The following is a 23,057-nucleotide window of genomic DNA, read 5'->3' on the forward strand; positions in this document are numbered from 1 at the left end:
CGGCTGACGCACCGTGATGTCCTTCTTCAGAAAACGGCCTCAGGCCCCTGTTGATCCCTATGGAGACCGCCCCTCCAGCATGTCCCTGTTCTGGCAGAGGCAGAAGGTCATCATGCGGCGTCTGGGTATCATGCTGCTGGTCCTTTTCCTACTGGCAGGGACTGGCTGGCTGGCATGGACAAGTCTCGGTGCCCACACCCTAACCAGCAGCCTGCGTGCCCGTCTGGCTGCACTGGACCCTCTACAGATACGCCACATCACCATTACAGGGCGCCACCTGACGGATGAGAGCGAGATCATGGAGGCCCTTGGCACAAACCTGAATCGTTCTCTTTTCAGCTTCTCTGTCGAAGATGCTCGCCAACGGATTGATGCACTCCCCTTCATTGAGCGCTCCACGGTCGAGCGGCATCTGCCCGATACCGTCAACGTCACGGTGGAGGAAAAAAATCCCATCGCCATCTGGCAGATGGATGGTCATTTCGTCCTCATCAACCAAAAAGGTGACACAGTTTCCCGGCAGGAGCTGACCGCTCATAACAGCTCAGTCTTCCGCAAGCTGCCCCTTGTCGTTGGAATGGGTGCAAACACGGAGGCTGATGCCATCATTACCCTGCTAAACCAGTTTCCGGACATCAACAGCCACACACTGGCCCTGATCCGCATCGGCCAGCGGCGCTGGAACATCCTCATGCAAAACGGCACAACCCTCATGCTGCCAGAAGGTGCCGAGGCAGCCGCTCTCGCACGGCTACATACCTACCAGACAGACTACCAGCTGTTAGACCGTCCCCTCAAAACGATTGACATGCGCCTCTCTGACCGTATGGTCATCCATCCTGCCACCCCCAACGCCGACCAGGATGCACAGCCCACGCCTCCACCGTCCGAGCACTGAAGCCTCATGACCCGCCCTGCTCCCCATTCTCGCCAGTCTCAGGTAGTCCTCCAGCAGAGCCGTGCCATCCTGCCCATTCTTCCCTCCGAGGAGCAGCAGGGCTTTACATGGACACCGGGCCTGAAAACGGTTCTCGATATCGGCTCAACAAAAACAACCTGCCTGATCGGCCAAGGTCTGAAAAATGGTGGGCTACGGGTGCTTAGCTGGGGATGGCGGCGTTCGGAAGGCATTAACTCAGGGGCTATTGTTGATGCCCGCAAGGTGGAACGGGTCATCCGGGCTACGGTCGGCGATGCGGAACGTAAGATCAGCCGCCGGATCAGGGATGTCACCGTTAATCTCTCCTGCGGGAATCCCCGCAGCTATCATGTCGATGCCTATCTGGCACCCGGTGGCCGGGAAGTGGGTGAAGAAGACATCCAGTATCTTTACGAACAGGCCCGCCACGATGCCATCGAGCCAGATCGCAGGCTTGTCCATGTCATGCCACTTGGTTTCAACGTGGATGACAACATCACAGTGCTCGATCCCTGCGGGCAACGCTGTGAAAAGCTGATGGGCAAGTTTCATGTCATTGATGCGCAAATCAGCCCCCTTCACACCCTTGATGCCGTCCTGCGCAAAGCAGAACTTCGGGCCGTTGACATGCTCTCCAGCCCTATCGCCTCCGGCATCGCCGTTCTGGACCATGATGAGCGTGACCTTGGGGTGACCGTTGTTGACATGGGAGCAGGCACCACGACCCTCTCCGTCTTCGCCCGTGGCCGTGTGCTCTATACCCGGCATATCCGGGTTGGCGGGCATCACATCACACGGGACATTGCCGGTTATCTGTCCATCCCGATCGAAACGGCAGAACGTCTCAAAACCCTTTATGGTGTGGCCTGTGCATCCTCCAATGATTCTTCAATCCCCATTGCGCTTCCCCTCTCCCACCATAATGCCGTTCGCCAGATCACCCGGGCCGACCTCGTCCGGGCCATTGCCCCCCGTGTTGAAGAAACATTGGAAATGCTGCGGCATGAGCTGGATGGTGCCGGACTGGGCCGCCCAGCGGAAGGACGTGTCGTTCTGACAGGCGGCGGAGCGCTGCTCAACGGGCTTGATACGGTCGCTGCCGAAATCCTCAATCGCCCCGTGCAGGTCCGCTCCCCCTCAGGCATACGGGGGCTGCCGGAAGCTGACCATCCTTCCATATGGGCAGGATTTTCCACGGCATCGGGGCTGCTCGCATGGGCTGCCGGAGCTCGTGACAGTTTCTGCCTGCCAGAAAAAGAGATTCCACAGCGAGGCATGGGATGGCGCCTTGCCAGACTGCTACGAAGAAAGTTATGAGCTGAAGATGTAGGGCTGATATTTAGCGTTACATCTCCGTCTCCAAATGCTACCGTGTAGCCAATATCTGTCTGCTACAGCCTTACCTGTAGCCATCTGTTCTCATCCACGGCCGGAGCAAGACCGTTATGTCATTGAACCTGACCCCAACATCCCCCGGTGTAAGCGCTGTCAGCCCCCCGCGCATTACCGTCATTGGAGTTGGTGGCGGCGGGGTCAATGCGGTCAACAACATGATTACCGGCCAGCTGCGTGGCGTGAACTTCATTGCCGCTAACACAGATGCCCAGCAGCTTGCCCTCTCCAAGGCAGAGACACGGCTTCAGCTTGGCCCTACCCTGACGCGTGGGCTGGGTGCTGGTGCAAAGCCTGAAGTAGGTCGCCAGTCTGCTGAAGAAGTGGAAGATGAAATCCGCCAGCATCTGGAAGGTGTGGACCTCGTCTTCGTGACGGCTGGCATGGGCGGCGGCACTGGCACAGGGGCGGCCCCTGTCGTGGCCCGGATTGCTCATGAAGTCGGGGCCCTGACCATCGGTGTCGTCTCCAAACCGTTCGACTTTGAAGGCTCCCGCCGCAGCCGTGCCGCAGCCGCCGGTATTGCCGAGCTGGAAAAATATGTCGATACACTTCTGGTCATTCCTAACCAGAACCTCTTTGGCAGCGCTTCCCTGACCACGTCACTCGTGGAAGCCTTCGCCATGGCAGATGATGTCCTCTATAGCGGCGTCCGCAGTGTGACTGATCTGATGCTGGAAGCCGGTTATCAGAATCTCGACTTTGCTGATGTCCGCACCGTCATGAGTGGTATGGGCAAGGCCATGATGGGCATTGGCATGGCCTCAGCCGAGGAAGATGGTGAGGACTGGGCTATCACCGCCGCCGAACGGGCCATCTCCAACCCACTGCTTGAAGAAACATCCATCGCTGGGGCTCGTGCTCTGCTTGTCAACGTCACACTTGGCGAAGATATGAGCCTGCTGGCCTATAACCAGATCATGAATCTCATTCGTGAGACCGCAAACTGCGAAGATGAAGAAATCAACAGCGGTTTTGTCGTCAAGCCAGAGATGAATGGTAAGGTTCAGGTGTCCGTCATCGCTACGGGTCTGGATGGTCGGACCCGTTATGACGTCTCCGACAATATCGCTGCCGAGAAGCAACAGCAGGTTCCTCCGGTGCGGGAAAATCCCATCCCCAGACCTGCCGTTCCCGAAGAAGCACCAGCCGCTCAGGAAGATGAAACCCCTGAGCAGGACAGCCAGCCGTCTCCGGAAGAAGAAGCCCCTGCTCATGAGGCTCCTCAGCCGGAAGCAGCAGCTGATTCCACACCGCCTTTGCCTAATTATGACCCGCATCTTGGGCCGCACCAGCCTGCGGGAACAGCACCTGAGCCCGTCCGCCCTCGTGAGGAACCAGCGCAGACAGGTGGCGGACTGTTTAGCCGCTTCTTCCGCAGCCGCCCGGCGGCCGATCAGGAACGCCGTGACCCGCCGCCTCCAGCAGGGCAGAAATCTCCACAGCGTGATCACACCTCTCCCCTTGCTGAGGATGATGACCTGAACATTCCCACTTACCTGCGCCGTGGGCCAAAATAAGCCCCTCATGATCCCGACTGTCCCGCCCAACGTGGCGGAACGGTCGGGAGTCCCGCCACGCTGAACAGGGGCCCCCATGGCCGAGCAGACCGCCCGCACGACAGATACGGCTTCCCTGCGCCGCTGGACCCGCTTTCAGGCCAGCATTGGTTCCTCCTCACCGACCATCATGCAAACAACCCTGAAACACCCCATCCATTGCCGGGGGATCGGGCTGCATGCTGGCCAGCCTGTTCTGATGCGGCTCATTCCGGCAGAAGCGGATACGGGCATTCGCTTCCAACGACTGGATAAGGCGGGATCGGCACCATTCCGTATTACGCCAGACCGTATCATTTCCAGTCCTCTGGCTACTGTGGCCGCTTCTCCCCATCAGGCTGACCTGCATGTGGCCACTATTGAGCATCTCATGGCCGCCCTCCATGCCTCTGGCATAGATAATCTTCTGATTCAGCTGGATGGGCCGGAACTGCCCATTCTGGATGGCTGTTCACAGGCTTTTCTCTTTCTCCTTGATTCAGCGGGTATTGTGAGGCTGGAGACACCCCGGCGCTCCATAGAGGTTCTTCGTACCGTTCATGTCACTGGCAAAAATGGAGCCCATGCTCGCCTCCTACCGGGGAAGGCAGGACAATTAGAGATTGCCCTGACCATTGATTTCCCCGCCCCAGCCATTGGCAAACAGTCCCACGAGATCACCCTCTCCCGGCAAAATTTTGAGCAGGACGTGGCCTTCTGCCGAACCTTCGTCAATCATCAGGACATTGCTCCCCTTCAGGCGCAGGGGCTGGCTCTTGGTGGTTCACTGGAAAACGCTCTCGTCATCCAACATGATCGTATCCTCAATCCCGGCGGGCTGCGCCATAGTGAAGAATGTGTCCGCCACAAAATATTGGATACGATTGGAGACCTCTATTGTGCAGGCTATACATTATCCTGCCGCTATGAAGGTCACAAAACAGGTCATGCTCTCAATAACCAGCTTCTGCGTGCCCTGTTCGCCTCGCCAGAAAACTGGCGGTTCTCTGATGGAAGCGCATCGTCACTTCCCCCTTCCGAATGATAATCTCAGGCCGGAAAGCAAGAACCCCCTTTTCCCAGAAAACTCCCATGCTATAAGAAAATCATGGTCAGCAGCATCCTAAAATCCCACATGGGTTCATCCCGTTTCAGTCTCTCGGTCTTTGGTATCCCGGCTCTGCTTGGGCTTGCCCTCCTCACCGGCTGTTCCAGCTCCGATGCCGACATACAGGCAAAGCTGCCACGCACGGCAGATGCTGAGACCCTCTATAATTACGGGATCGATGCCCTTCATGGTGGCCATTACAAGCTGGCCAGTAGCGAGTTTGAGCTCCTGCAGCAGAACTTCCCTTACTCCGGCTATACGGGCAGTGCCGAGCTGATGGAAGGTTATGCCTACTATCTACAGGGGGAGTATGCCCTCTCTGTCCAGCAGCTGGAACGCTACCTCCAGCTGCACCCGACAAGCCCGGATGCTGCATACGCCTACTACCTGCGTGGCCTCTGCTATTATGAACAGATTGGTGATGTCTCCCGTGACCAGCTCGGCACGCTGGAAGCCATGGATGCTCTGCAGGAAGTCATCACCCGCTTTCCCCAGACATCCTATGCTCGTGATGCCCAGCTGAAGATCGACCTCTGCCGTGACCATCTGGCCGGTAAGGAAATGTTCGTTGGCCGTTACTACCAGCGGGAAAAAGACTATCAGGCTGCCTATGGCCGCTACCAGCGTGTCATTCAGGACTTCCAGACGACAAACCACGTCCCGGAAGCGCTGGAACGCCTGGTTGAAGTCAATCTGGACCTCGGCCTGCCTGATGAGGCACGACAGGCCGCTGCCGTTCTCGGCTACAACGCCCCGGATAGCCGCTGGTATCGCCTTGCTTACAATAAGCTGAAATATAACCACCAGCTCACGCCGCAGCTTCCCAAACCCTCACGCAGCGAGAAGAAGCGTGAACGTCATGACAGGAAACATCATGTCATGGCACCACCTCCCGTACAGCAGGGTGCACCGGCCTCCCCGGATTCCGTCATCGTACAGCCTGTATCCACGACACAGTCTGCCCCCGTGACATCCGTTGAGATTCCACCGGCTCCTACGGGTAACGGTAAAAAGTCACGCTAAACCACAGTGGCCGGGATGCCTGCCCGTTTCTGACCCTTTATGGAACGTAACATGCGGAGCCGGAATTATCTGGCTCCGCATCATTCCACCAGCTTCCCCTATTGCACTGGCTGCTTTTCTTCCTGAATATCTGGCACCGCATTTTCTAAAGACCCACGGCAGATGGACATAATCCACACTCTCTGCACGGTTCTGGAGGCTGCATTATGCTGACACATCTCTCTATCCGTGATGTCGTCCTGATTGAAAAGCTGGACCTTCCCTTCCACGGAGGCCTCACAGCCCTGACAGGGGAAACAGGCGCCGGTAAATCCATTCTTCTGGACAGCCTTGGCCTCGCTCTGGGAGAACGAACCAGCAGCCGCATCATCCGGGCTGGCGCAAGCCAGAGCAGCGTGACGGCTGTCTTCGAGCTCCCCATGGGCCACCCCGTCTATGGGCTGCTCCGTAACAAAGACATTGCCTCCATTGAGGAAGGCGAACCTCTGGTCCTGCGCCGGATCGTCACGAAAGAAGGGCGATCCCGTGCCTATATCTGCGACCAACCCATCGGCATCAGCATCCTGCGCGAAGTGGCCTCCCTACTCGTGGAGATACAGGGCCAACATGAGCAGATGGGGCTCGCAAACCAGAGCGCCCATCAGACACTTCTGGATGCCTTCGGTGTCCCGCAGAAGCTCCGTCAGCAGGTCGCACGTTGCTGGGATGAATGGCAAAATGCCCTGCGCAGCCTGAATAAGGCCCGTAAGGATGTAGAAGACGCCAGTAAAGAAGAAGACTGGCTTCGTCAGGTCGTGGAAGACCTCTCTACCCTAGCCCCCAGAGAAGGCGAGGAAGACGAGCTTGCCGCCCTACGGGTCAAGCTTCAGCAGGATGAACGCCGGGGCGAAGCCGTAGCCGCCGCCCTTGCCGAACTCACCCCACGGGACCGCCGCACAGCCACACCAGCCAATGCGCTCCGTTCTGCCAACCGTGCCCTTTCCCGGCTATTACCTTCACCGCTGGACCGGGCACAGAGTGAGGAGCAGGAAACACCTTCCGCCCAGCAGGAGCAGGCACAGGAGGCCCTCACAGCTCTGGAAAAAGCCGAGGAATATCTGGCCGAGGCCGAAACCCTACTCTCCCGGCTGGCGGTAGATACCACCGTGGATTTCCGCCTTCTGGAAGAAACGGAGGAACGGCTATTCACTCTGCGGGCCGAAGCCCGTAAGCACAAGATCAGCGTCAGTGAGCTCCCCTCTTTTCTGGAAAATCTGAACCAGCGGCTTGCCAGCATTGATTCCAGCTCTGAAGCTCTAGCCCGACTGGAAGAACAGGTTCGGGAGAACCGAGCCGCCTATGAAAAAGCGGCACAGGAGCTGAGCGCCGCCCGTGGCAAAGCCGCCCGTCAGATTGAAAAACGGGTCATGGCCGAGCTGGTGCCTCTCAAACTGGAACGAGCCCGCTTCATTGTCGAACTCTCCCCACTGCCTGCCGAACAATGGAACCGGCATGGCATGGAACAGGTTGCCTTCCTCATCGCCGCCAATCCCGGACAGCCACCGGGGCCACTCGGCAAGGTAGCCTCCGGTGGGGAGCTCTCCCGCCTTATGCTGGCTCTCAAGGTTGTGCTGGCGGGCCGGTCTTCCCTCACCACACTGGTCTTTGACGAAGTTGATTCTGGTGTTGGCGGTGCCACAGCATCCGCCATCGGTGAGCGTCTGAACCGTGTAGCAAAAGATGTTCAGGTGCTGGCCATCACTCATAGCCCGCAGGTCGCCGCCTATGGGAACCATCAGCTGCGTATTGCCAAGCAGGTCGTCAATAACCAAACTCAGACCAGCGCCACTCCTCTGACAGATGAGGAACGCCGTGAGGAGCTGGCCCGTATGCTCGCTGGCGATACCGTAACCGATGCTGCCCGTGCGGCAGCGGACAGCCTCCTTGGACCCACAGCAGAATGACCAAAACACCATCCCATGCCCAGCGTCACGCCGAACTGGAAGCAAAGATAGCCCGTTGGAATGAAGCCTATCATGGTCGGGATAATCCGGAAGTTTCCGATGCCGAGTATGACAATGCCCGGCTGGAGCTGGTCATGCTGGAAAAACGCCACCCGGAACTGAAAACAAAGGACGGCGTGTCTTCACAGGTAGGTGCCGCTCCCAACCCTGCCTTCAGCAAGGTAAAGCATCGTGCCCCCATGCTCTCGCTGGATAATGTGTTCAGTGAGGATGAATTTGCCCAATTCGTCAGCCGGATCGGGCGATTTCTGGGGCTTGATGAAGCCCAGACAGACGGCCTGACCTTCGTGGCTGAACCCAAGATTGATGGCCTTTCCATCAGCCTGACCTACGAAAAAGGCCAGCTGACAGTCGCCACAACCCGAGGCGATGGCACGACAGGGGAAGATGTCACTGCCAATGTGCGGACCATCAGCACCATTCCCCAGACCCTGCCCGCTCCCTTCCCAGACATTCTGGAAATCCGGGGCGAAATCTTCATGAGCCGTGCCGAGTTTCTGGCGCTCAACCGGCAGCAGGAAGAACGGGGTGAAAAGCCCTTCGCCAACCCACGCAATGCCGCCGCCGGGTCACTCCGCCAGCTGGATGCCTCCGTCACGGCCCGCCGCCCTTTGGGACTGTTCGCCTATGGGCTGGGCTATAATACCGGCGTGACCGTCACGACCCATCTGGAATGGCTGGAACAACTGAAAAAATGGGGCTTTACTGTTAATCCCCTCTCCCGTTCGATCAGCCATGCCAGTGATGTCCCCGCCTATGTGGACAGTCTGGCCAAAGAGCGGCCTGATCTTGATTACGATATTGATGGCATCGTCTTCAAAATTGACGCCATAGACCTTCAGACACGCCTTGGCTTTGTAGGACGTGCCCCCCGTTGGGCCATCGCTTGGAAATTTCCAGCAGAACAGGCCATCACCCGGTTGAATGACATTGAGATTCAGGTGGGGCGGACGGGTGCCCTCACCCCTGTGGCACATCTGGAACCCATCAATGTCGGTGGGGTCATCGTCTCACGGGCAACACTGCATAATGAAGATGAAATCCGCCGTCTAGATGTTCGTCCCGGTGATCTCGTTCGTATCCAGCGGGCTGGAGACGTCATTCCACAGGTGCTGGGTGTCGTGGATGCTGAGCGGCAGGACCGGGCCGGACCATTCCACTTCCCCGATCACTGCCCCGTCTGCCACGCCCATGCCGAACGCATTGGCGATGAAGCCGTGCGCCGCTGTTCCGGTGGCCTGACCTGCCCGGCCCAGACGGTCGAGCGGCTTATCCATTTCGTCTCCCGCAAGGCCTTTGATATTGACGGGCTGGGGGAACGCAGCATCCGCAGCTTCTATGAACTTGGGCTTGTGCACCGTCCGGGCGATATTTTCCGCCTACACGAACACAGGGAACGCCTCCAGAAACTGGAAGGCTGGGGAGCACAATCAGTCGATAATCTGCTTCAGGCCATTGAAGACCGCCGCACCATCAGCCTGCCCCGCTTCATCTATGCGCTTGGCATCCGGCGCATCGGGGAACGCAATGCCCAGCTGCTGGCCCGCCATTATCAAAGCTTCCCTGTCTGGCTAGACGCCATGATAGCCGCTATTAAACCAGAAAGCGAAGAACGGGCCTCTCTGAGCGCCATCATGGGTATTGGCCCAGCCATTGCCGAGGAAGTGGCTGCCTTCTTTGCTGAGGACCATAATCGTGAAGCGCTGGACGACCTCACACCAGCTTTGACCATCAGTGAAGAAACCGGCCCTGATACGGATAATGAAGGCCAAGCACCTCTGAGTGGTCAGGTCATGGTGTTTACGGGGTCACTCACCACCATGTCACGGGCAGAAGCCAAGGCCATTGCTGAACGTCTGGGCGCACAGGTGACAGACAGCGTCTCCCGCCGCACGACATTGGTCGTATTGGGCGAAAAAGCAGGCTCCAAAGCCAAAAAAGCGCATGAGCTGAATATCCGCACACTGGATGAAACAGGCTGGAGAGCTCTGGCAGGGCTCCCTGAAGCAACACTCTAAGCAGCCGCAGCAGTTGGGGTAAACAGGCCGTAAAAAAGAGACTGCTATCCGCCCGAAACGGCACAAAGAAATTGAAACCTGCCCCAACTGCATTATCATGCCCGCATCATCACCGCCTGCCCTGTCGGGCGGGTATAGAGAGAGCGCATGCCCACCACATCACCAAGTCATCACCCCCTCATCATGCTGATTGCTGGCCTTTTGGTCACGGTTGTGCTGATTGGGGTGTCCATTCTCATCTCCCTTTCCGAAATATCTTTTGCCGCAGCACGGGAAACCCGCATGCGGGCACTGGCCAAAGAAGGCAATAAACGAGCACGGGCTTTTCTGCGTCTTCGCCGCAATAGCGGACAGGTTATGACAGCCATCCAGATCTGTCTTAATGCAGTGGGTATTCTAGGCGGCGTGGTTGGCGATGCTCTGCTCAGCGAACCTTTTGCCGATGGCCTTCACTATCTGGGCCTGTCTGCACCATTGGCGGAGAAAGTCGGCTCCTTCAGCTCCTTTATTCTTGTGACAGGGCTATTTGTTCTGTTTGCCGACCTGTTGCCCAAACGCACAGCCATGAACGCCCCGGATAAGATCGCTCTGGCTGTTGGCTGGTTTCCAGCCCTTGTCCTCCGGCTGCTTTATCCAGCTGTATGGGTCTTCTCCCACATTGCCGACATCATCCTGAAGCTGCTGCGTATTCCTGCCACAGCCACGGTGGAAGCCGTGACACCGGAGGACCTCCGGGCCATTCTGGCAGCGGGTACAGCATCTGGTGTTCTACTGGAACAGGAACACCAGATGATTCAGAATGTCATGGCGTTACAGAACCGCTCTGTGACCTCAGCCATGACGCCCCGGGATGAAATTGTCTATCTGGATGTGAATGAAAGTCTGGAGAGCCAGCGTGACAAGGTGCGGGTGCGTCCTTATTCTCGTTACCCGTTCTGCGATGGATCGCTGGATAAAGTGGTTGGGTCCATTCGTGCAGAAGACGTACTGGTTGCCGTAGTGGACGAACCTGCCACACTGACCAACCCGCAAAAAGCGCCCCCCAAGCAGATCTTCAATATGCGCCGGGATGTTCTTTCTCTCCCCGATACGCTGAATCTCTGGGAAACACTGGCCCAATTCGATACACACGGAGCGGGGTTTGCACTCATTTTTAATGAATATGGACTGGTCGTTGGCCTGATTACCTATAAGGACATCATGGGCGCCTTGATGGATGGGTTGGCCAATCCATTTGAAGAACAAGCCATTGTTCGCCGTGATGATGATTCATGGCTTATTGATGGGGCTGCGCCTATTCTGGATGTCATCCGGGAGCTGGATATTCCCCTCTTTCATGACAATGCTGAATTCGACACGATTGCCGGTTTCATCACCCATCGCCTGCGCCGCATGGCACGCAAGACCGATCGTGTTGAAGTCGCTGGCTTCCGTTTTGAAGTCGTGGACGTTGAACGGTTCCGCATCAATCAGCTTCTCGTCACACGCATGAAAGGCCCCCGCTCATGACCATGCACCTCCAGGCTGAAGACATTACATCACAGGATGCTCTGCTCATCATAGACATGCAAAATGACTTCATGCCTAGTGGAGCACTCCCTGTTCCTGGTGGAACTGCCCTTCTGCCTGTCATCAATCAACTGAGCGGAGCAGGATTTCGTGCCGTTATCGCCTCACAAGACTGGCACCCTGCCGGACACTGCTCTTTTAAAGAACAGGGAGGATTATGGGCCACCCACTGCCTTGCTGGCAGTCACGGTGCAGCGTTGGTTGACGGGCTGGACCAGACGCATATCACGCATATCATTCGCAAAGGCATGGCCTTGAAGGCTGATTCCAACTCAGCTTTTTATGATGACGCAGGAACAGATACTGGCCTGACCGCCCTCCTGAAAGGATTAGGCGTGAAGCGGGTCTTTCTGTGCGGCGTTGCTCTGGATGTCTGCGTTATCGCCACGGCACGCCATGCGCTTCAAGACGGATTTGAAACGATCATTGTTCAAAATGCTGCTGCGGGGATTAATGCCCTCCCTTCTTCTTTAAAGGAGGGCATTTCATTCTGTAAGCTCGTCTCACACTAACGAACACACTTCCCCTTACACAACCAGCCGCCGGTAAAGCCTGCTTTCAAAAGTCCTGAACGAATATAGGGATTTTTCTTCATAATATTCCATACAAATTCACTTCGCAGATTTTCAATCATCAACACGATAGGCCCCTGATCTATTCCCAACTGTTGGCCATCTACCCAGAAACCCTGATTGATCTGAAAACTTGGATTAAAAGCATCTACAAAACCATATTTATTATAAATAACATCACCATACCGATGCTTCATCTCCTCAAGAGACGGCAAGGCTATTTCTGGTGCAAAAGCGACAGACCCGCCCACAGCAGTCGGCGCTATTGTGCCATCATCCAGCACATAATCCCTTCCAGCTCCACGGGCACTATACGCCATAAAGTGGCGCTTTCTACCATCCACCTCACGCTCGGCATCACCCGGACCATCAGATGCTGTCAAACCCCAAACGGCACCGCCATAACCCCGCCAATGTCCCGGATTACGCACAGCATAATCCCGCTGTGCATACACAGCCTCACGACTATTCTGGAAGTAATCCCGGCCCCGCTGACGACTGGCCTTATCGTAAATATTACGGAAATCTACCCAGCACTCACTATACTGATGACCAAACAAAGGAGCGAAGTTCAGGAAGTTATGACCGTAAAAATCCCCCTGCTGCCCCTGATGGGTTTCTGTCCACCGATCCCATAAACCTTCCGGCAGAGCATGATCGGGAGCGCCCAATGCCATAATGTAAAGCAGCATCCCCTCATTATAGCCTTTCCACTGAGCTGGCAGAAAACGGCCCGGTGGCATCCACCCCATACTCAGCCATTCACTATTACCACCCCTCATCCAGCGCCAATCCACCCGGCGATAGAGCTTATCTGCCAGCTGACGGATTTCCGTCTCCTGCTCATCTGCTCGGTCATAATAAGACTGGGCAAACAGCACGCCCCCCATGAGCAAAGCTGTATCTATACTTGAAAGCTCAGACCAATCCGCAACACGCAATCCCGTCTCAGAATCAAGAAAGTGATAGAAAAACCCCCGATACCCTGCCGTACCGCTGGAAGCCTCCCCCTGAGGGAGAGATGCCAGGAACCGTAGCGTCACAAGCGTACGTTCCACGGCCTGCTGTCGAGTAATATAGCCCCGTTCTACGCCCACACCATAGGCCGTCAACCCAAAGCCCACACTAGCGATGCTGGCAGCCCCATGCGGAAGTGGTGCCCTATCTGGCACAAGCCCATTAACGGGATTTGCTGTCTCCCAGAACCAGTTAAACGTACGATGTTCCAGGTCCTGAAGGAAAGCCTCGTGCTGCGTGCCAACCGCGACACTCCTAACTGGTTCCTCAGCCTGGGTAACAGACGTAAATAGACAAATAGAGAGAATAGAAAAGAGAAGAAACTTATACTTAAAACAAGAAAACATTTTCATCCTGGATATTTTAGCCATCAAACAAGGTGTGATTTATCTACAATCGATGTCTTATTATCACTATAATGCTTTCCTTTCGATGAAAACACCTTATGCTTCGCATAATTATTGAATATCGAATATGATATGCCATTAGACACGCTATGAATCTGTCTCACCATATCCTCATGGGTTTTTCTATATTCATGCACAAGCTTTGAGAAAATTACAGGCCCCGTCAGGCGCAATGTACCATATTGAGCAATGCCAGAAATCTTCTCATCATATATCGTTATATTACACAGAACTTGCTGAATGATCCGTCTCATCAACGGATGTCCAGCAGCACAGACTAGATAATACTGCTCATATTCCCCGCCATAAGGGATATAATTCAACTCTGGATGACACCGATCATTATGATGCCAAAAAGACACTAAAAAGCGATCTGTCGGTCTTAATATCTTATCCAATGGGTATGAAATAGTTGATTTTAAATCAATATAAACGCCACCCATTGTATAGAGACACAAATAGCGGAATAAATCTGAACGTGCTGCAGCATATGCCGGTTTGATGGACCTATAATATCTTAATACTTCTTTTCCATATTTACTCTGTATAAATTCTTCAATGTCGTAAAATCCGCCTTCTGACCAAAAATAGAAATTAAAGCTCTGATTCAGATTAATGATATGATTTCTATTTTCTATGAACATCTTAGGATATTCACCCGGATGATCAGCATAAATACCGATTTGGTGAATATTCCTGGCAATACGCTCTGCCTGCGGAAACTCAGGAACAGGCTCCGGCAATATGGACGGATCAATCTTACGAAACGCCTCATACTCGCCTATGTGCCAGACATGCGTAACACCAAGATCACTTTGAAGGGAAACATACCCTAATTCATTATGCTTCAGTGCGACACAACCATGCCCAATAGACTCTATCATATAATGTCTGGAGCGAAAATACTCATCATCTGCTATTTGTGGTGCATCATTTTCATAATAATCGCACAAAAAGTTGTGAGATAGTTCATTATTTTTAATAGTAATATATGTGTTATACTTTGATACGAACATATACGCCCCGTTTACTCAAAAGAGCCCTGCTTCAGGCGCGTCACGTCCACATCGTAATAGCGCCCGGCCTTGTATCCAACAAAGGAGTATCTTTTCGTCTCTCCAACAGAAAGACGGCCGATATCAGCAAAATTTTCAAGATTAGCCAAAATGGAGAGCCTGACCCGTCCCATCGCTATGCAGAACATTTTATGCTCATTGAAGTCCGGGAAAAACAGACTGGGAAGCTCGACATTATGCCCATGAAAAACGATCTTCGTCATATACTGAGATGATAACAGAAGCATCCCGGTATAAACATCACGGGTTAATGGACAAAACTTCTCCCGGCTCCCAATATCACCAGAGAATGATACATCACATCCTTCAGGGTCAGAGCGAAGATAATCCCATATCCCTTCCCTCTGCAGCGCCACAAGATTCTCATCAAGGGAAATGACATTCAGACCAACATCAGGGATGATATCCCCAAATATATCGTACCACTGAGGTAAAAACTTTCTGGGAAGCGGATGCGGGCTCATTATAGACCCACCAACAAACAATCCCTGAAAAGGAACGCAGAGCACCTTCTTCTGCGCATGAGCATAACAAAGCACCCGCCCATGACTATCCAGAAACCATATATTCTCAAAGGAGGGTGATATATTCGTCATGAAACTTTTCTATTAACTAGCACATATAGCAATAAAAGTCTTACGCAGAACAATACATCATGGTCCCACTCCCCAATTACATGAAAATGGGACCACGGGCTTGTAGTTACAGTTCTTTCTCAGAACGAACAACCGTCACCTTAGCCACATCACCATGTGGGCTGGCCAAAACCACTTCAACAGACTTGCCTGCCGGAGTGCTGCCAATTTCCTTCAGCTTGGACAGGTTACGCGTGATGGAGAAGGAAAAACCACCCAGCCAAGCAAAGTTACCGACATTCTCGGCAACAGAAGGCCATCTGAGGGTCGGAGCGGGGTGCCCCCCCATCTTTACTTCACCAAAGGAATGATCCTGCAGGATAGAAAGACCATCCAGCATTTCCTTAGTCAGCGGGATGAAACGCTCCCAGTCATTGAGGGAACCAGCATTCCAGTGCGTATCCTGCGTCCGCGGATTGATGGAGAAAAAGTTTCCAGAATCCTGGTCTTCCAGAGCCACCAGAGACTCACCAGCCTCAATGATCTCGGCATCCGGGAGTCCCTGCGCCAGAGAGGCCGTATGCCGGAAAGACATCTTCGTAGGAAGTTTCATCGGCCATGAAGATACGAGGAACGTATCCGGGTAATCACCCGGCGTGAACCCCTCACGAATCAGACCCGCATTCTCTGCCGGCTGAGTAATCAACTGGCCGAACCAGTCCATCAGCCATACGCGCTGCAGACGTTTGTCATCCATAAAACCTCTCCCATAATTTAATGAGGCTGCCTCAATTCTTCACGATACTCCTTCAGACATCCTTTTGCAAACCTCACACCCTATTCATGGCCTTCCACATACGCCCCCCCAGAACGAGGGCCGCCTGCTTCATAAAATCCTCTTTTACGCTTTTCCAAAGCTCCCTGTATTCCTGCCTGTATTTATTGTCATAAGCGAGGCCGGTATCCATGCGCCACGGCTTATAGTCCGCGATGAAATGACAGATCGCCGCGTCATCCCGTCCTTCCAAAAACTGTTCTTGAACATAAGATGAAAAATATGTTTCAGGCTCATTACAATAAGTCACATAAAAATTCCATCTCAATGGAAACAAATGCAATGAATGTTGAAATACATAATTCAATATGGCTTCATCATCAGATTGCCACTTTTTCGAAAGAAGTGATATACATGCTTCCGCATCTTCTTTTGTTACATTCTGCATATTAAAGACGACAAAGCCGCTATTAAAATAGTTTTCGACTTTTTCTATTCCAATAACATGAGCCGCATAATGGTTATGCCCGCCAACATCCCCAAGCTTTTCCAACCGCCGCAACATACATCTCACAGCGCCCAGCTTTTTATCATGCGGCAGCTCGTGGACGGTCTTCAAGATATCATCACGCACCAGCACATCCGTATCGATAACGATGACATGCTTACGGTCCGCAAAAAGCTGGGGAACAAGAAGCATCAGAAAAACTTCGCTTTTTCTTTCATCACGATGCGTCAGTTCTTTAAAACGTTCGGTACAATCTATAAACGAAACAATAGAGCCATAAGAAAATACTATCTGCGCAAATACTTCTCTATGACGCTGATCCAGATTCCTATGAAGAACAACAAACTCTATTCTTGATAAATCTGAACATGTATCAATAATTGACCGAACTGTCATAAGAGCCGGGATCAAATAATTCTCATCAAAAGAAATAACTACAGGTATAATTTCTGACATAAAATCCGCCCCCTCTAAGATAATATTAACGTAAAGTTATAGTAATGTAATTGATCTGACAATATGGGAATCATTGAGCAAAGCCTGCCGTTCATACAGAATCACACGAAATTGTAGAAATAATTTTATGAATTCTCTAGTGAGACGGTACGTCCTACTAGATTCGAACCAGCGACCCATAGCTTAGAAAGCTATTGCTCTATCCGGATCCAACACAATTTCATCGTTTCTGGACCCATCCTAAGCATACAAAAATCACTCAACGAAGAAGACGTACCTTAGAAACATTTGTAGATTTTATGATAACATCATGTTATATATCCTTACAGTTATTTATTAATGATTCTATAGTCGCTATAGCAACACCTGTTTTTTTATATAAATCACCAGAAACATCTTGAAACCGTGTATTATTAACCATCTCTTTCTTTGCTTTTTCTCGAACAATTATGATCCCCTTACGGGCGTTGTGAAGCATCGTTATCCGATCTTCTGGTGCGCATGTCGAAAAAACGGCCCGATTATACCACACTCGTGCCCCATCCGCTTTACCAGCAACAGAAGCCCAAGAAAATCTATTAAAGATACCTCGATTAGCATAACTAAGAACTTCACAACTCTTTGTTATATCTCGCAAAAAACTAGAAAACTCTTTTGCGAGATTATCTACAGATCTACCATTCTGCACGGTCATCACAACACTCCAAGATATTGAGGAATCATTCTTCAAAGAAAAAAGGCAGCAGCATGAGTCCGATATTTTCCTATCTCATCCTGCTAAAAAGCTCTTTCACCATCTGAGGCAAGATGAACAACAACCCAGGACACGCCACTAAGACACCACCCCACCATGGCCACCCCAAAACGTTTACGGCTCCCATATAACTACCAATTACTAAAACAATTGAAGTCCGACAAAAAATAGTTGCTCCAATAGCAACACACGCAAATAACGTTCCTATCCATGCCTGGATACCAATAAAACTTAAATATAAGTCAAAAATACTTAAAAAAAGTAGAAACAAAAATAAAAAATGCACCTTATTATCCTTATGACTAGCAGAAACTACTGTTGCTTCATCCTACTCAGCAAGAATCATTATCCCGCTCCAAGAACGTCTACACACTCTTAATATCCTATTTTGGGATATTTATCAATCTAATTTTTACAGAGCCTTTCGGAGGCTCTTATGAAATCTATTTTTTCTGACCGTTACATAAAGATGCTACGGCTGCTCATTACAGCACGAAAACAAAAACCCCTCACACAGGTTGAGCTTGCCCAAAAACTTAAAAAACCCCAGTCATTTGTTTCGAAATATGAACTTGGAGAAAGACGCATTGATGTCATAGAGTTTATAACGATTTGCGAGGCAATTTCTGCCGATCCTTGCGATATTATCCGGCAACTGTAGCCATCCACCCTCTAGAGGGCTGTATAGTATGCGAACTATACTATCACACACTAAGATATACTTATCCCTGTGCGTACCGCGTATGCACCGGACTGTGTATCTCAAATTTTCTGGTGAAATGGTGCGCCCTGCTGGATTCGAACCAGCGACCCACAGCTTAGAAGGCTGTTGCTCTATCCAGCTGAGCTAAGGGCGCCTTTGCCTTGCTGTGCAACGTGGTCGGGGCGCCCGGACTCGAACCGGGGGCCTCCTGTACCCAAAACAGGCGCGCTACCAGGCTGCGCCACGCCCCGACGACGTGAGGCCCTTCTTAAAGGCACTCCCCCTTTCAGGCAAGGGGATTTCTTACCCAAAACGGTGTTTTTTCAAAAAATTATGCCTTATGGCTGCGGCTAAGCGGCGGAACAAACTGCGGTGCCATGTCCCATGGAAACAAAACCCACGTATCCTGAGGAAACTCCGTCACAAAATGGTCCGTATAAGCACGTCCGTTCGGCTTGGCATAGAGGCAGGCAAACTTGGCCTTGGGCAGCATCTCCCGCACATACCGGGCCGTCACGCCAGAATCCACCAGATCATCAACAATCAGGAAGCCTTCCCCGTCACCAGCGGCAGCAGCGGTCTTCAACAGCTTGGGCTCCTGCTGCGTGCCCTCCTCTCCCTCATAGCTGACGACAGAAATGCTTTCGATCAACCGGCATCCCAGCTCACGGCCCAGAATGGCAGCCGGAATCAGTCCGCCCCGCGTAATGGCAACAATCCCACGGAATGACCGATGCTTTCGCATCAATTCTGCCGCCAGAAGACGTGCATCACAATGCAGCTGATCCCACGTCACCGTAGCGTAATTGATGCTCTGCGTCTGTGCTGCCTCTGTCATGATCTGCCGATGCCTTTTCTTTAAAGAATGTAGTCATCCCTCACTCATACTGCATCGCACGAACAGGCAGAACCATCGGGATAATGTATTTTGGAGCAGACATGAAAAAAGCCCGCACCATATGGCCGGACTTTAGAAAAGAGCTGGCTCCCGAAGTAGGACTCGAACCTACGACCCAGCGATTAACAGTCGCTTGCTCTACCAACTGAGCTATTCGGGATCAGCTGGTGCCTTCTTACCGAAAGCCTTGGTACGGGTAAAGCCTTTTTTTTCAGGATACTGGAAAATATTTTCCGTACCTCACCAAATGGCAAGCACAAAAAAAGCCCGCACCATATGGCCGGACTTTAGAAAAGAGCTGGCTCCCGAAGTAGGACTCGAACCTACGACCCAGCGATTAACAGTCGCTTGCTCTACCAACTGAGCTATTCGGGATCAGCTGGTGTCTTCTTACCGAAAGCCCCGGCACAGGTAAAGCCCCTAATTACTTTTTCTATAAAGAAAAATCAGGAACCTTCCTGCAAACCTGCTTCCAGTTCCTCACGTCCCTCAGTCGCCAGCTGATCTACACGGTCATTTTCTGCATGACCAGAATGCCCCTTTACCCAGTGCCATTCTACCTTATGACGCTTGGCGGCCTCCAGAATACGCCGCCACAAATCCATATTGGCAACAGGATCCCCAGCCGTATTCCGCCAGTTACGGCGCACCCACCCCGTATGCCAGCGTGTAATTCCATTACGAAGATAGGCACTGTCCGTATAAAGATTGACCATACAGGGACGCTTAAGAGTCTCCAGCGCCACGGCTGCCGCTGTAAGCTCCATGCGGTTATTGGTCGTTTCCGCCTCACCGCCTTTCAGGGTGCGCTCATGCCCCTGATAGCGAAGCAGAACACCCCAGCCGCCCGGCCCCGGATTCGGCTTGCATCCGCCATCCGTCCAGATATCCACTTCTGCCATGGGGGCTTCTGCCCCCTTCTCTGGCGCTTCAGACATGAGATACCTTCTGAAAATGGATGAGACGCCGTTGGTAGGCCCACGGGTCCTTCCGAGTGACCAGCGCACCGGCTGGTGTATGGACCCAGTCATATAGACGTGTCAGCAAGAAGCGCATGGCCGCCCCCTGACAGAGAACCGGCAGAGCTTCCCGTTCAGCCTTACTTAAAGGCCGAACCTGTTCATACCCCCGCAGAAGGGCTTCGGCCCTATCCTGCCTGTAATGCCGATCTTCCTCGAAACACCATGCGTTCAGACAGATGGCAAGGTCGTACGCCAGAAAGTCTGTGCAGGCGAAATAGAAGTCAATCACGCCTGACAAACTGCCATCCCGGAAAAACACGTTATCCACGAACAGATCAGCATGAATCTGCCCACAGGGCAGCTGTCCCGCCTCTGGCCATGAGGTCACAATATGGTCGAGAGCCGACTCTGTTTCAGCAATTAGGGCGGCAATCTTCTCATCACCGCCATCCGTGCAGCGGGCAAACAGCTCAACCCACCCTTGAGGTGCCAGAGCGTTGGGACGCTCCGCCCGGTAGCTACGCCCTGCCTCATGCAGGCGGGCCAAAGCCCGACCAACCTGCTCGCAAGCGGAAGGCATAATCTCATCCAGAGAATGTCCCTTCAGGAAGCTGACCATAACGGCTGGCCGACCAGCCAGCTGATGCAGAACAATGCCATCCCGTGCCGCAATAGGCTGCGGACAGGCAATGCCCTGCTCAGCCAAATGGTTCATAAGCCCCAGAAACCACGGCAGGTCTTCCGGGTTCATTCTTTTCTCAAACAGCGTCAGGATGAAACGATCCTGAGATGTTTCGACCAGAAAATTACTATTCTCAATCCCTTCGGCAATCCCGGTAAAAGACCGGAGCTCACCAACCGAATACAGAGCGAGGAAGTCCCGCAGGACCTCCTCCTTTACATCCGTGTAAACGGCCATGACGGGTCAGACAGCGTCTGAAAGCGGATGCGGCAGGCGGAAATTAATATTTTCCTCCTTCACGATACGCTCTTCAATCGTGACATCATAGCGAATGGAAAGCTGTTCAATCATTTCCTGCACGAGACTCTCCGGGGCGGACGCACCGGCGCTCATGCCCAGCGTTCTCACACCTTCCAGCTCGCTCCAATCCATGTCCGAGACCTTAGGAACAAGCAATGCACGCTTAGCTAGGGACCGCTCGGCCACCTCACGCAGACGCTGGGAGTTGGAGGAATTCGGCGAACCGATAACGATCACCAGATCACATTCTGCTGCCAGCTCTTTCACGGCCATCTGGCGGTTAGTCGTAGCGTAACAGATGTCCTCCCGCCGTGGCCCCACAATGTTGGGGAAACGAGAGCGCAGAATATCCACAATCTCCGCCGTATCATCAACGGACAGAGTCGTCTGCGTGATGAAGGCCAGACGATTCACATCCTTGGGCTGGACTTCGGCAGCCTCACGGGCATCGTTGATCAATGTAACGGCGCCCGGCGGGAGCTGCCCCATGGTACCAACCACTTCAGGGTGACCAGCGTGACCGATCATCAGGATATGCCGCTGTTCCGGCCCACCACCGGCAAAATGACGCTCCGCCTCACGGTGCACCTTGGAGACCAACGGGCAGGTTGCATCCAAATAAAGCAGGTTGCGGCGCTGTGCCTCTGCCGGAACGGACTTGGGCACACCATGTGCCGAGAACACCACATGCCCATCTTCCGGAACCTCATCCAGTTCCTCCACGAAGATGGCCCCTTTGGCCTCCAGCCCTTCCACGACCGTACGGTTATGCACGATCTCATGACGGACGTAGACGGGAGCCCCATAACGGCGCAATGCTTCCTCGACCACCCGGATGGCACGATCCACCCCGGCGCAGAAACCACGCGGCCCGGCCAGCAGAATCCTCAATGGCGGCTTGCCGACTTTTGAATCTGCTCCGGGGGCGGCAGAGTTGGAGGTTACAGGCGTCGTCTGTTCTGACATAATCTTCCCCAGGCAGGCGATGAACGATACGATATTAAACGGTTCGGTGAGGCCCCATATCAGGGGGCTGGGCTATCCAGCGTCACCATTCTGTGCCCTTATATCGTCCGTATCGCTGTCTGCTGCAATGTCCTGCACCATTTTCTTGTGGAGTTTTCTGAGTCCGATGCCTGCATTCTCCCTCTCGTCCCGCACTTTTTCCCGCCTCGCAGCAGGCCTCGGCTCTCTCATGCTTGTTGGTCTGCTCAGCGGGTGTGAAGATACGGATACGACCCATACCTTTGCCCCGGCCTGCCCAAAGTTTGATGTTCCCGGACAGGTGGCCGACCGCATCACCTATGACGGCAAAGGGCTGGATGCCGCACACCGCCTGATCTCCACCCACATACTGGCCGTACGGGGCGACTGCCGCACTGGCCCGCGTGACGACCACAAACGTCCCATGACCCGCGTCCGCCTCAGCCTGAATCTTCAGCTGGAACGTGGCCCGGCCTCCAATCATGACACGGTAACCGTCCCCTATTTCGTGGCGATCCTTCAGGATGGTAACATCGTGGACAAAAAGATTTTCACCGAGACCATCAAGCTGCCGCCTACAGTCTCAACCAGCCAGACCAGCACACCGCTCCGGTTCATCGACATACCGACAGGCAACAATCCACAGATCAGCCCCTACGCCATGGAAATTGGCCTCCAGCTGAATCATGCAGAGCTCGACTATAACCGGGCCCATCTCCGCTCCGCCCAGTTCCATGAGCATGTGCAGTAACATCTACCTACGGGCAGCGTACTAACCCGTCCTTAAAAAAGCCCCTCCTGTCGATGACGGGAAGGGC

The 23,057-nt window shown here is 53.3% G+C and carries 21 protein-coding genes and 4 tRNA genes; 11 read left to right on the forward strand and 14 right to left on the reverse strand.

The genetic code is table 11. The annotated features are described in order from the left end of the window. The first annotated feature begins 16 nt into the window (after positions 1–16). The 9 genes from NQF86_RS04360 to NQF86_RS04400 all read left to right on the forward strand — a co-directional run bounded on the left by NQF86_RS04360 (position 17) and on the right by NQF86_RS04400 (position 12,082). The gene (locus NQF86_RS04360; protein WP_266116352.1) at positions 17–898 is read left to right on the forward strand and encodes a cell division protein FtsQ/DivIB; all 882 of its coding nucleotides are present in this window, start codon (positions 17–19) and stop codon (positions 896–898) included. A 6-nt stretch (positions 899–904) separates the two neighbouring features. Continuing rightward, on the forward strand, positions 905–2,236 hold the full coding sequence (gene ftsA / locus NQF86_RS04365; RefSeq protein ID WP_266116353.1) for a cell division protein FtsA: 1,332 nt from the start codon (positions 905–907) through the stop codon (positions 2,234–2,236). A gap of 128 nt (positions 2,237–2,364) precedes the next feature. Then, positions 2,365–3,831, forward strand: coding sequence for a cell division protein FtsZ (ftsZ, locus tag NQF86_RS04370; protein ID WP_266116354.1), 1,467 nt, complete (start codon positions 2,365–2,367; stop codon positions 3,829–3,831). Positions 3,832–3,907: 76 nt separating this feature from the next. Next, positions 3,908–4,894, forward strand: coding sequence for a UDP-3-O-acyl-N-acetylglucosamine deacetylase (gene lpxC / locus NQF86_RS04375; RefSeq protein ID WP_266116355.1), 987 nt, complete (start codon positions 3,908–3,910; stop codon positions 4,892–4,894). Between the two features lie 90 nt (positions 4,895–4,984). Beyond that, a complete protein-coding gene (locus NQF86_RS04380; protein WP_266116471.1) occupies positions 4,985–5,980 on the forward strand; it encodes an outer membrane protein assembly factor BamD in 996 nt (331 codons plus the stop codon). A 206-nt stretch (positions 5,981–6,186) separates the two neighbouring features. Further along, entirely contained in the window at positions 6,187–7,923 is a 1,737-nt protein-coding gene (gene recN, locus NQF86_RS04385) for a DNA repair protein RecN (protein ID WP_266116356.1), read from the forward strand. Then, positions 7,920–10,001 (forward strand): NAD-dependent DNA ligase LigA, encoded by a 2,082-nt coding sequence (gene ligA / locus NQF86_RS04390; RefSeq protein ID WP_266116357.1) that lies wholly within the window; start codon positions 7,920–7,922, stop codon positions 9,999–10,001. The genes recN and ligA overlap by 4 nt, the downstream gene beginning before the upstream one ends. 147 nt (positions 10,002–10,148) lie before the next feature. Beyond that, the gene (locus tag NQF86_RS04395) at positions 10,149–11,510 is read left to right on the forward strand and encodes a hemolysin family protein (protein ID WP_266116358.1); all 1,362 of its coding nucleotides are present in this window, start codon (positions 10,149–10,151) and stop codon (positions 11,508–11,510) included. Further along, positions 11,507–12,082, forward strand: coding sequence for an isochorismatase family protein (locus tag NQF86_RS04400; protein WP_266116359.1), 576 nt, complete (start codon positions 11,507–11,509; stop codon positions 12,080–12,082). The genes NQF86_RS04395 and NQF86_RS04400 overlap by 4 nt, the downstream gene beginning before the upstream one ends. On the opposite strand, the gene NQF86_RS04405 is transcribed toward NQF86_RS04400, so the two are convergent. The 6 genes from NQF86_RS04405 to NQF86_RS04430 form a co-directional block, all read right to left on the reverse strand. Continuing rightward, positions 12,079–13,314 carry a glucoamylase family protein gene (locus tag NQF86_RS04405; RefSeq protein ID WP_407652854.1) on the reverse strand — a complete coding sequence of 412 codons (1,236 nt, stop codon included), beginning with the start codon at positions 13,312–13,314 and terminating at the stop codon, positions 12,079–12,081. The two genes, NQF86_RS04400 and NQF86_RS04405, sit on opposite strands and share 4 nt — an antisense overlap. A 215-nt stretch (positions 13,315–13,529) precedes the next feature. After that, positions 13,530–14,582 carry a glycosyltransferase family 32 protein gene (locus tag NQF86_RS04410; RefSeq protein WP_266116360.1) on the reverse strand — a complete coding sequence of 351 codons (1,053 nt, stop codon included), beginning with the start codon at positions 14,580–14,582 and terminating at the stop codon, positions 13,530–13,532. Positions 14,583–14,593: 11 nt separating this feature from the next. Beyond that, positions 14,594–15,238: a hypothetical protein gene (locus NQF86_RS04415; RefSeq protein ID WP_266116361.1), complete on the reverse strand. Its 645-nt coding sequence runs from the start codon at positions 15,236–15,238 to the stop codon at positions 14,594–14,596. A 106-nt stretch (positions 15,239–15,344) separates the two neighbouring features. Continuing rightward, complete coding sequence (locus NQF86_RS04420) at positions 15,345–15,974, reverse strand: hypothetical protein (protein WP_266116362.1); 630 nt, start codon at positions 15,972–15,974, stop codon at positions 15,345–15,347. A 73-nt stretch (positions 15,975–16,047) separates the two neighbouring features. Beyond that, positions 16,048–16,956, reverse strand: a complete 909-nt coding sequence (locus NQF86_RS04425; RefSeq protein WP_266116363.1) for a glycosyltransferase family 8 protein — start codon at positions 16,954–16,956, stop codon at positions 16,048–16,050. Between the two features lie 313 nt (positions 16,957–17,269). After that, positions 17,270–17,650: a hypothetical protein gene (locus NQF86_RS04430; RefSeq protein ID WP_266116364.1), complete on the reverse strand. Its 381-nt coding sequence runs from the start codon at positions 17,648–17,650 to the stop codon at positions 17,270–17,272. A gap of 529 nt (positions 17,651–18,179) precedes the next feature. Between NQF86_RS04430 and NQF86_RS04435 the strand changes: the two genes are divergently transcribed. After that, entirely contained in the window at positions 18,180–18,371 is a 192-nt protein-coding gene (locus NQF86_RS04435; protein ID WP_266116474.1) for a helix-turn-helix domain-containing protein, read from the forward strand. Between the two features lie 119 nt (positions 18,372–18,490). Here NQF86_RS04435 and NQF86_RS04440 read toward each other — a convergent pair. The 8 genes from NQF86_RS04440 to ispH all read right to left on the reverse strand — a co-directional run bounded on the left by NQF86_RS04440 (position 18,491) and on the right by ispH (position 22,221). After that, positions 18,491–18,567: transfer RNA gene (locus NQF86_RS04440), tRNA-Arg, on the reverse strand. Positions 18,568–18,587: 20 nt separating this feature from the next. Beyond that, a tRNA-Pro gene (locus NQF86_RS04445) sits at positions 18,588–18,664 on the reverse strand. An 80-nt stretch (positions 18,665–18,744) separates the two neighbouring features. Then, positions 18,745–19,251, reverse strand: coding sequence for a xanthine phosphoribosyltransferase (gene gpt / locus NQF86_RS04450; protein WP_266116365.1), 507 nt, complete (start codon positions 19,249–19,251; stop codon positions 18,745–18,747). 144 nt (positions 19,252–19,395) lie between these two features. Beyond that, a tRNA-Asn gene (locus NQF86_RS04455) sits at positions 19,396–19,471 on the reverse strand. A 139-nt stretch (positions 19,472–19,610) separates the two neighbouring features. Next, positions 19,611–19,686, reverse strand: a tRNA-Asn gene (locus NQF86_RS04460). 71 nt (positions 19,687–19,757) lie between these two features. Further along, on the reverse strand, positions 19,758–20,249 hold the full coding sequence (rnhA, locus tag NQF86_RS04465) for a ribonuclease HI (RefSeq protein WP_266116366.1): 492 nt from the start codon (positions 20,247–20,249) through the stop codon (positions 19,758–19,760). Beyond that, entirely contained in the window at positions 20,242–21,192 is a 951-nt protein-coding gene (locus NQF86_RS04470; protein WP_266116367.1) for a homoserine kinase, read from the reverse strand. The genes rnhA and NQF86_RS04470 overlap by 8 nt, the downstream gene beginning before the upstream one ends. Positions 21,193–21,198: 6 nt before the next feature. Beyond that, positions 21,199–22,221 carry a 4-hydroxy-3-methylbut-2-enyl diphosphate reductase gene (gene ispH, locus NQF86_RS04475; RefSeq protein ID WP_266116368.1) on the reverse strand — a complete coding sequence of 341 codons (1,023 nt, stop codon included), beginning with the start codon at positions 22,219–22,221 and terminating at the stop codon, positions 21,199–21,201. A 166-nt stretch (positions 22,222–22,387) separates the two neighbouring features. On the opposite strand from ispH, the gene NQF86_RS04480 reads away from it, so the two are divergent. Continuing rightward, complete coding sequence (locus tag NQF86_RS04480) at positions 22,388–22,990, forward strand: hypothetical protein (protein ID WP_266116369.1); 603 nt, start codon at positions 22,388–22,390, stop codon at positions 22,988–22,990. Positions 22,991–23,057 lie beyond the last annotated feature (67 nt).

Source organism: Bombella pluederhausensis (genome assembly GCF_026385525.1).
Lineage (GTDB): Bacteria > Pseudomonadota > Alphaproteobacteria > Acetobacterales > Acetobacteraceae > Bombella > Bombella pluederhausensis.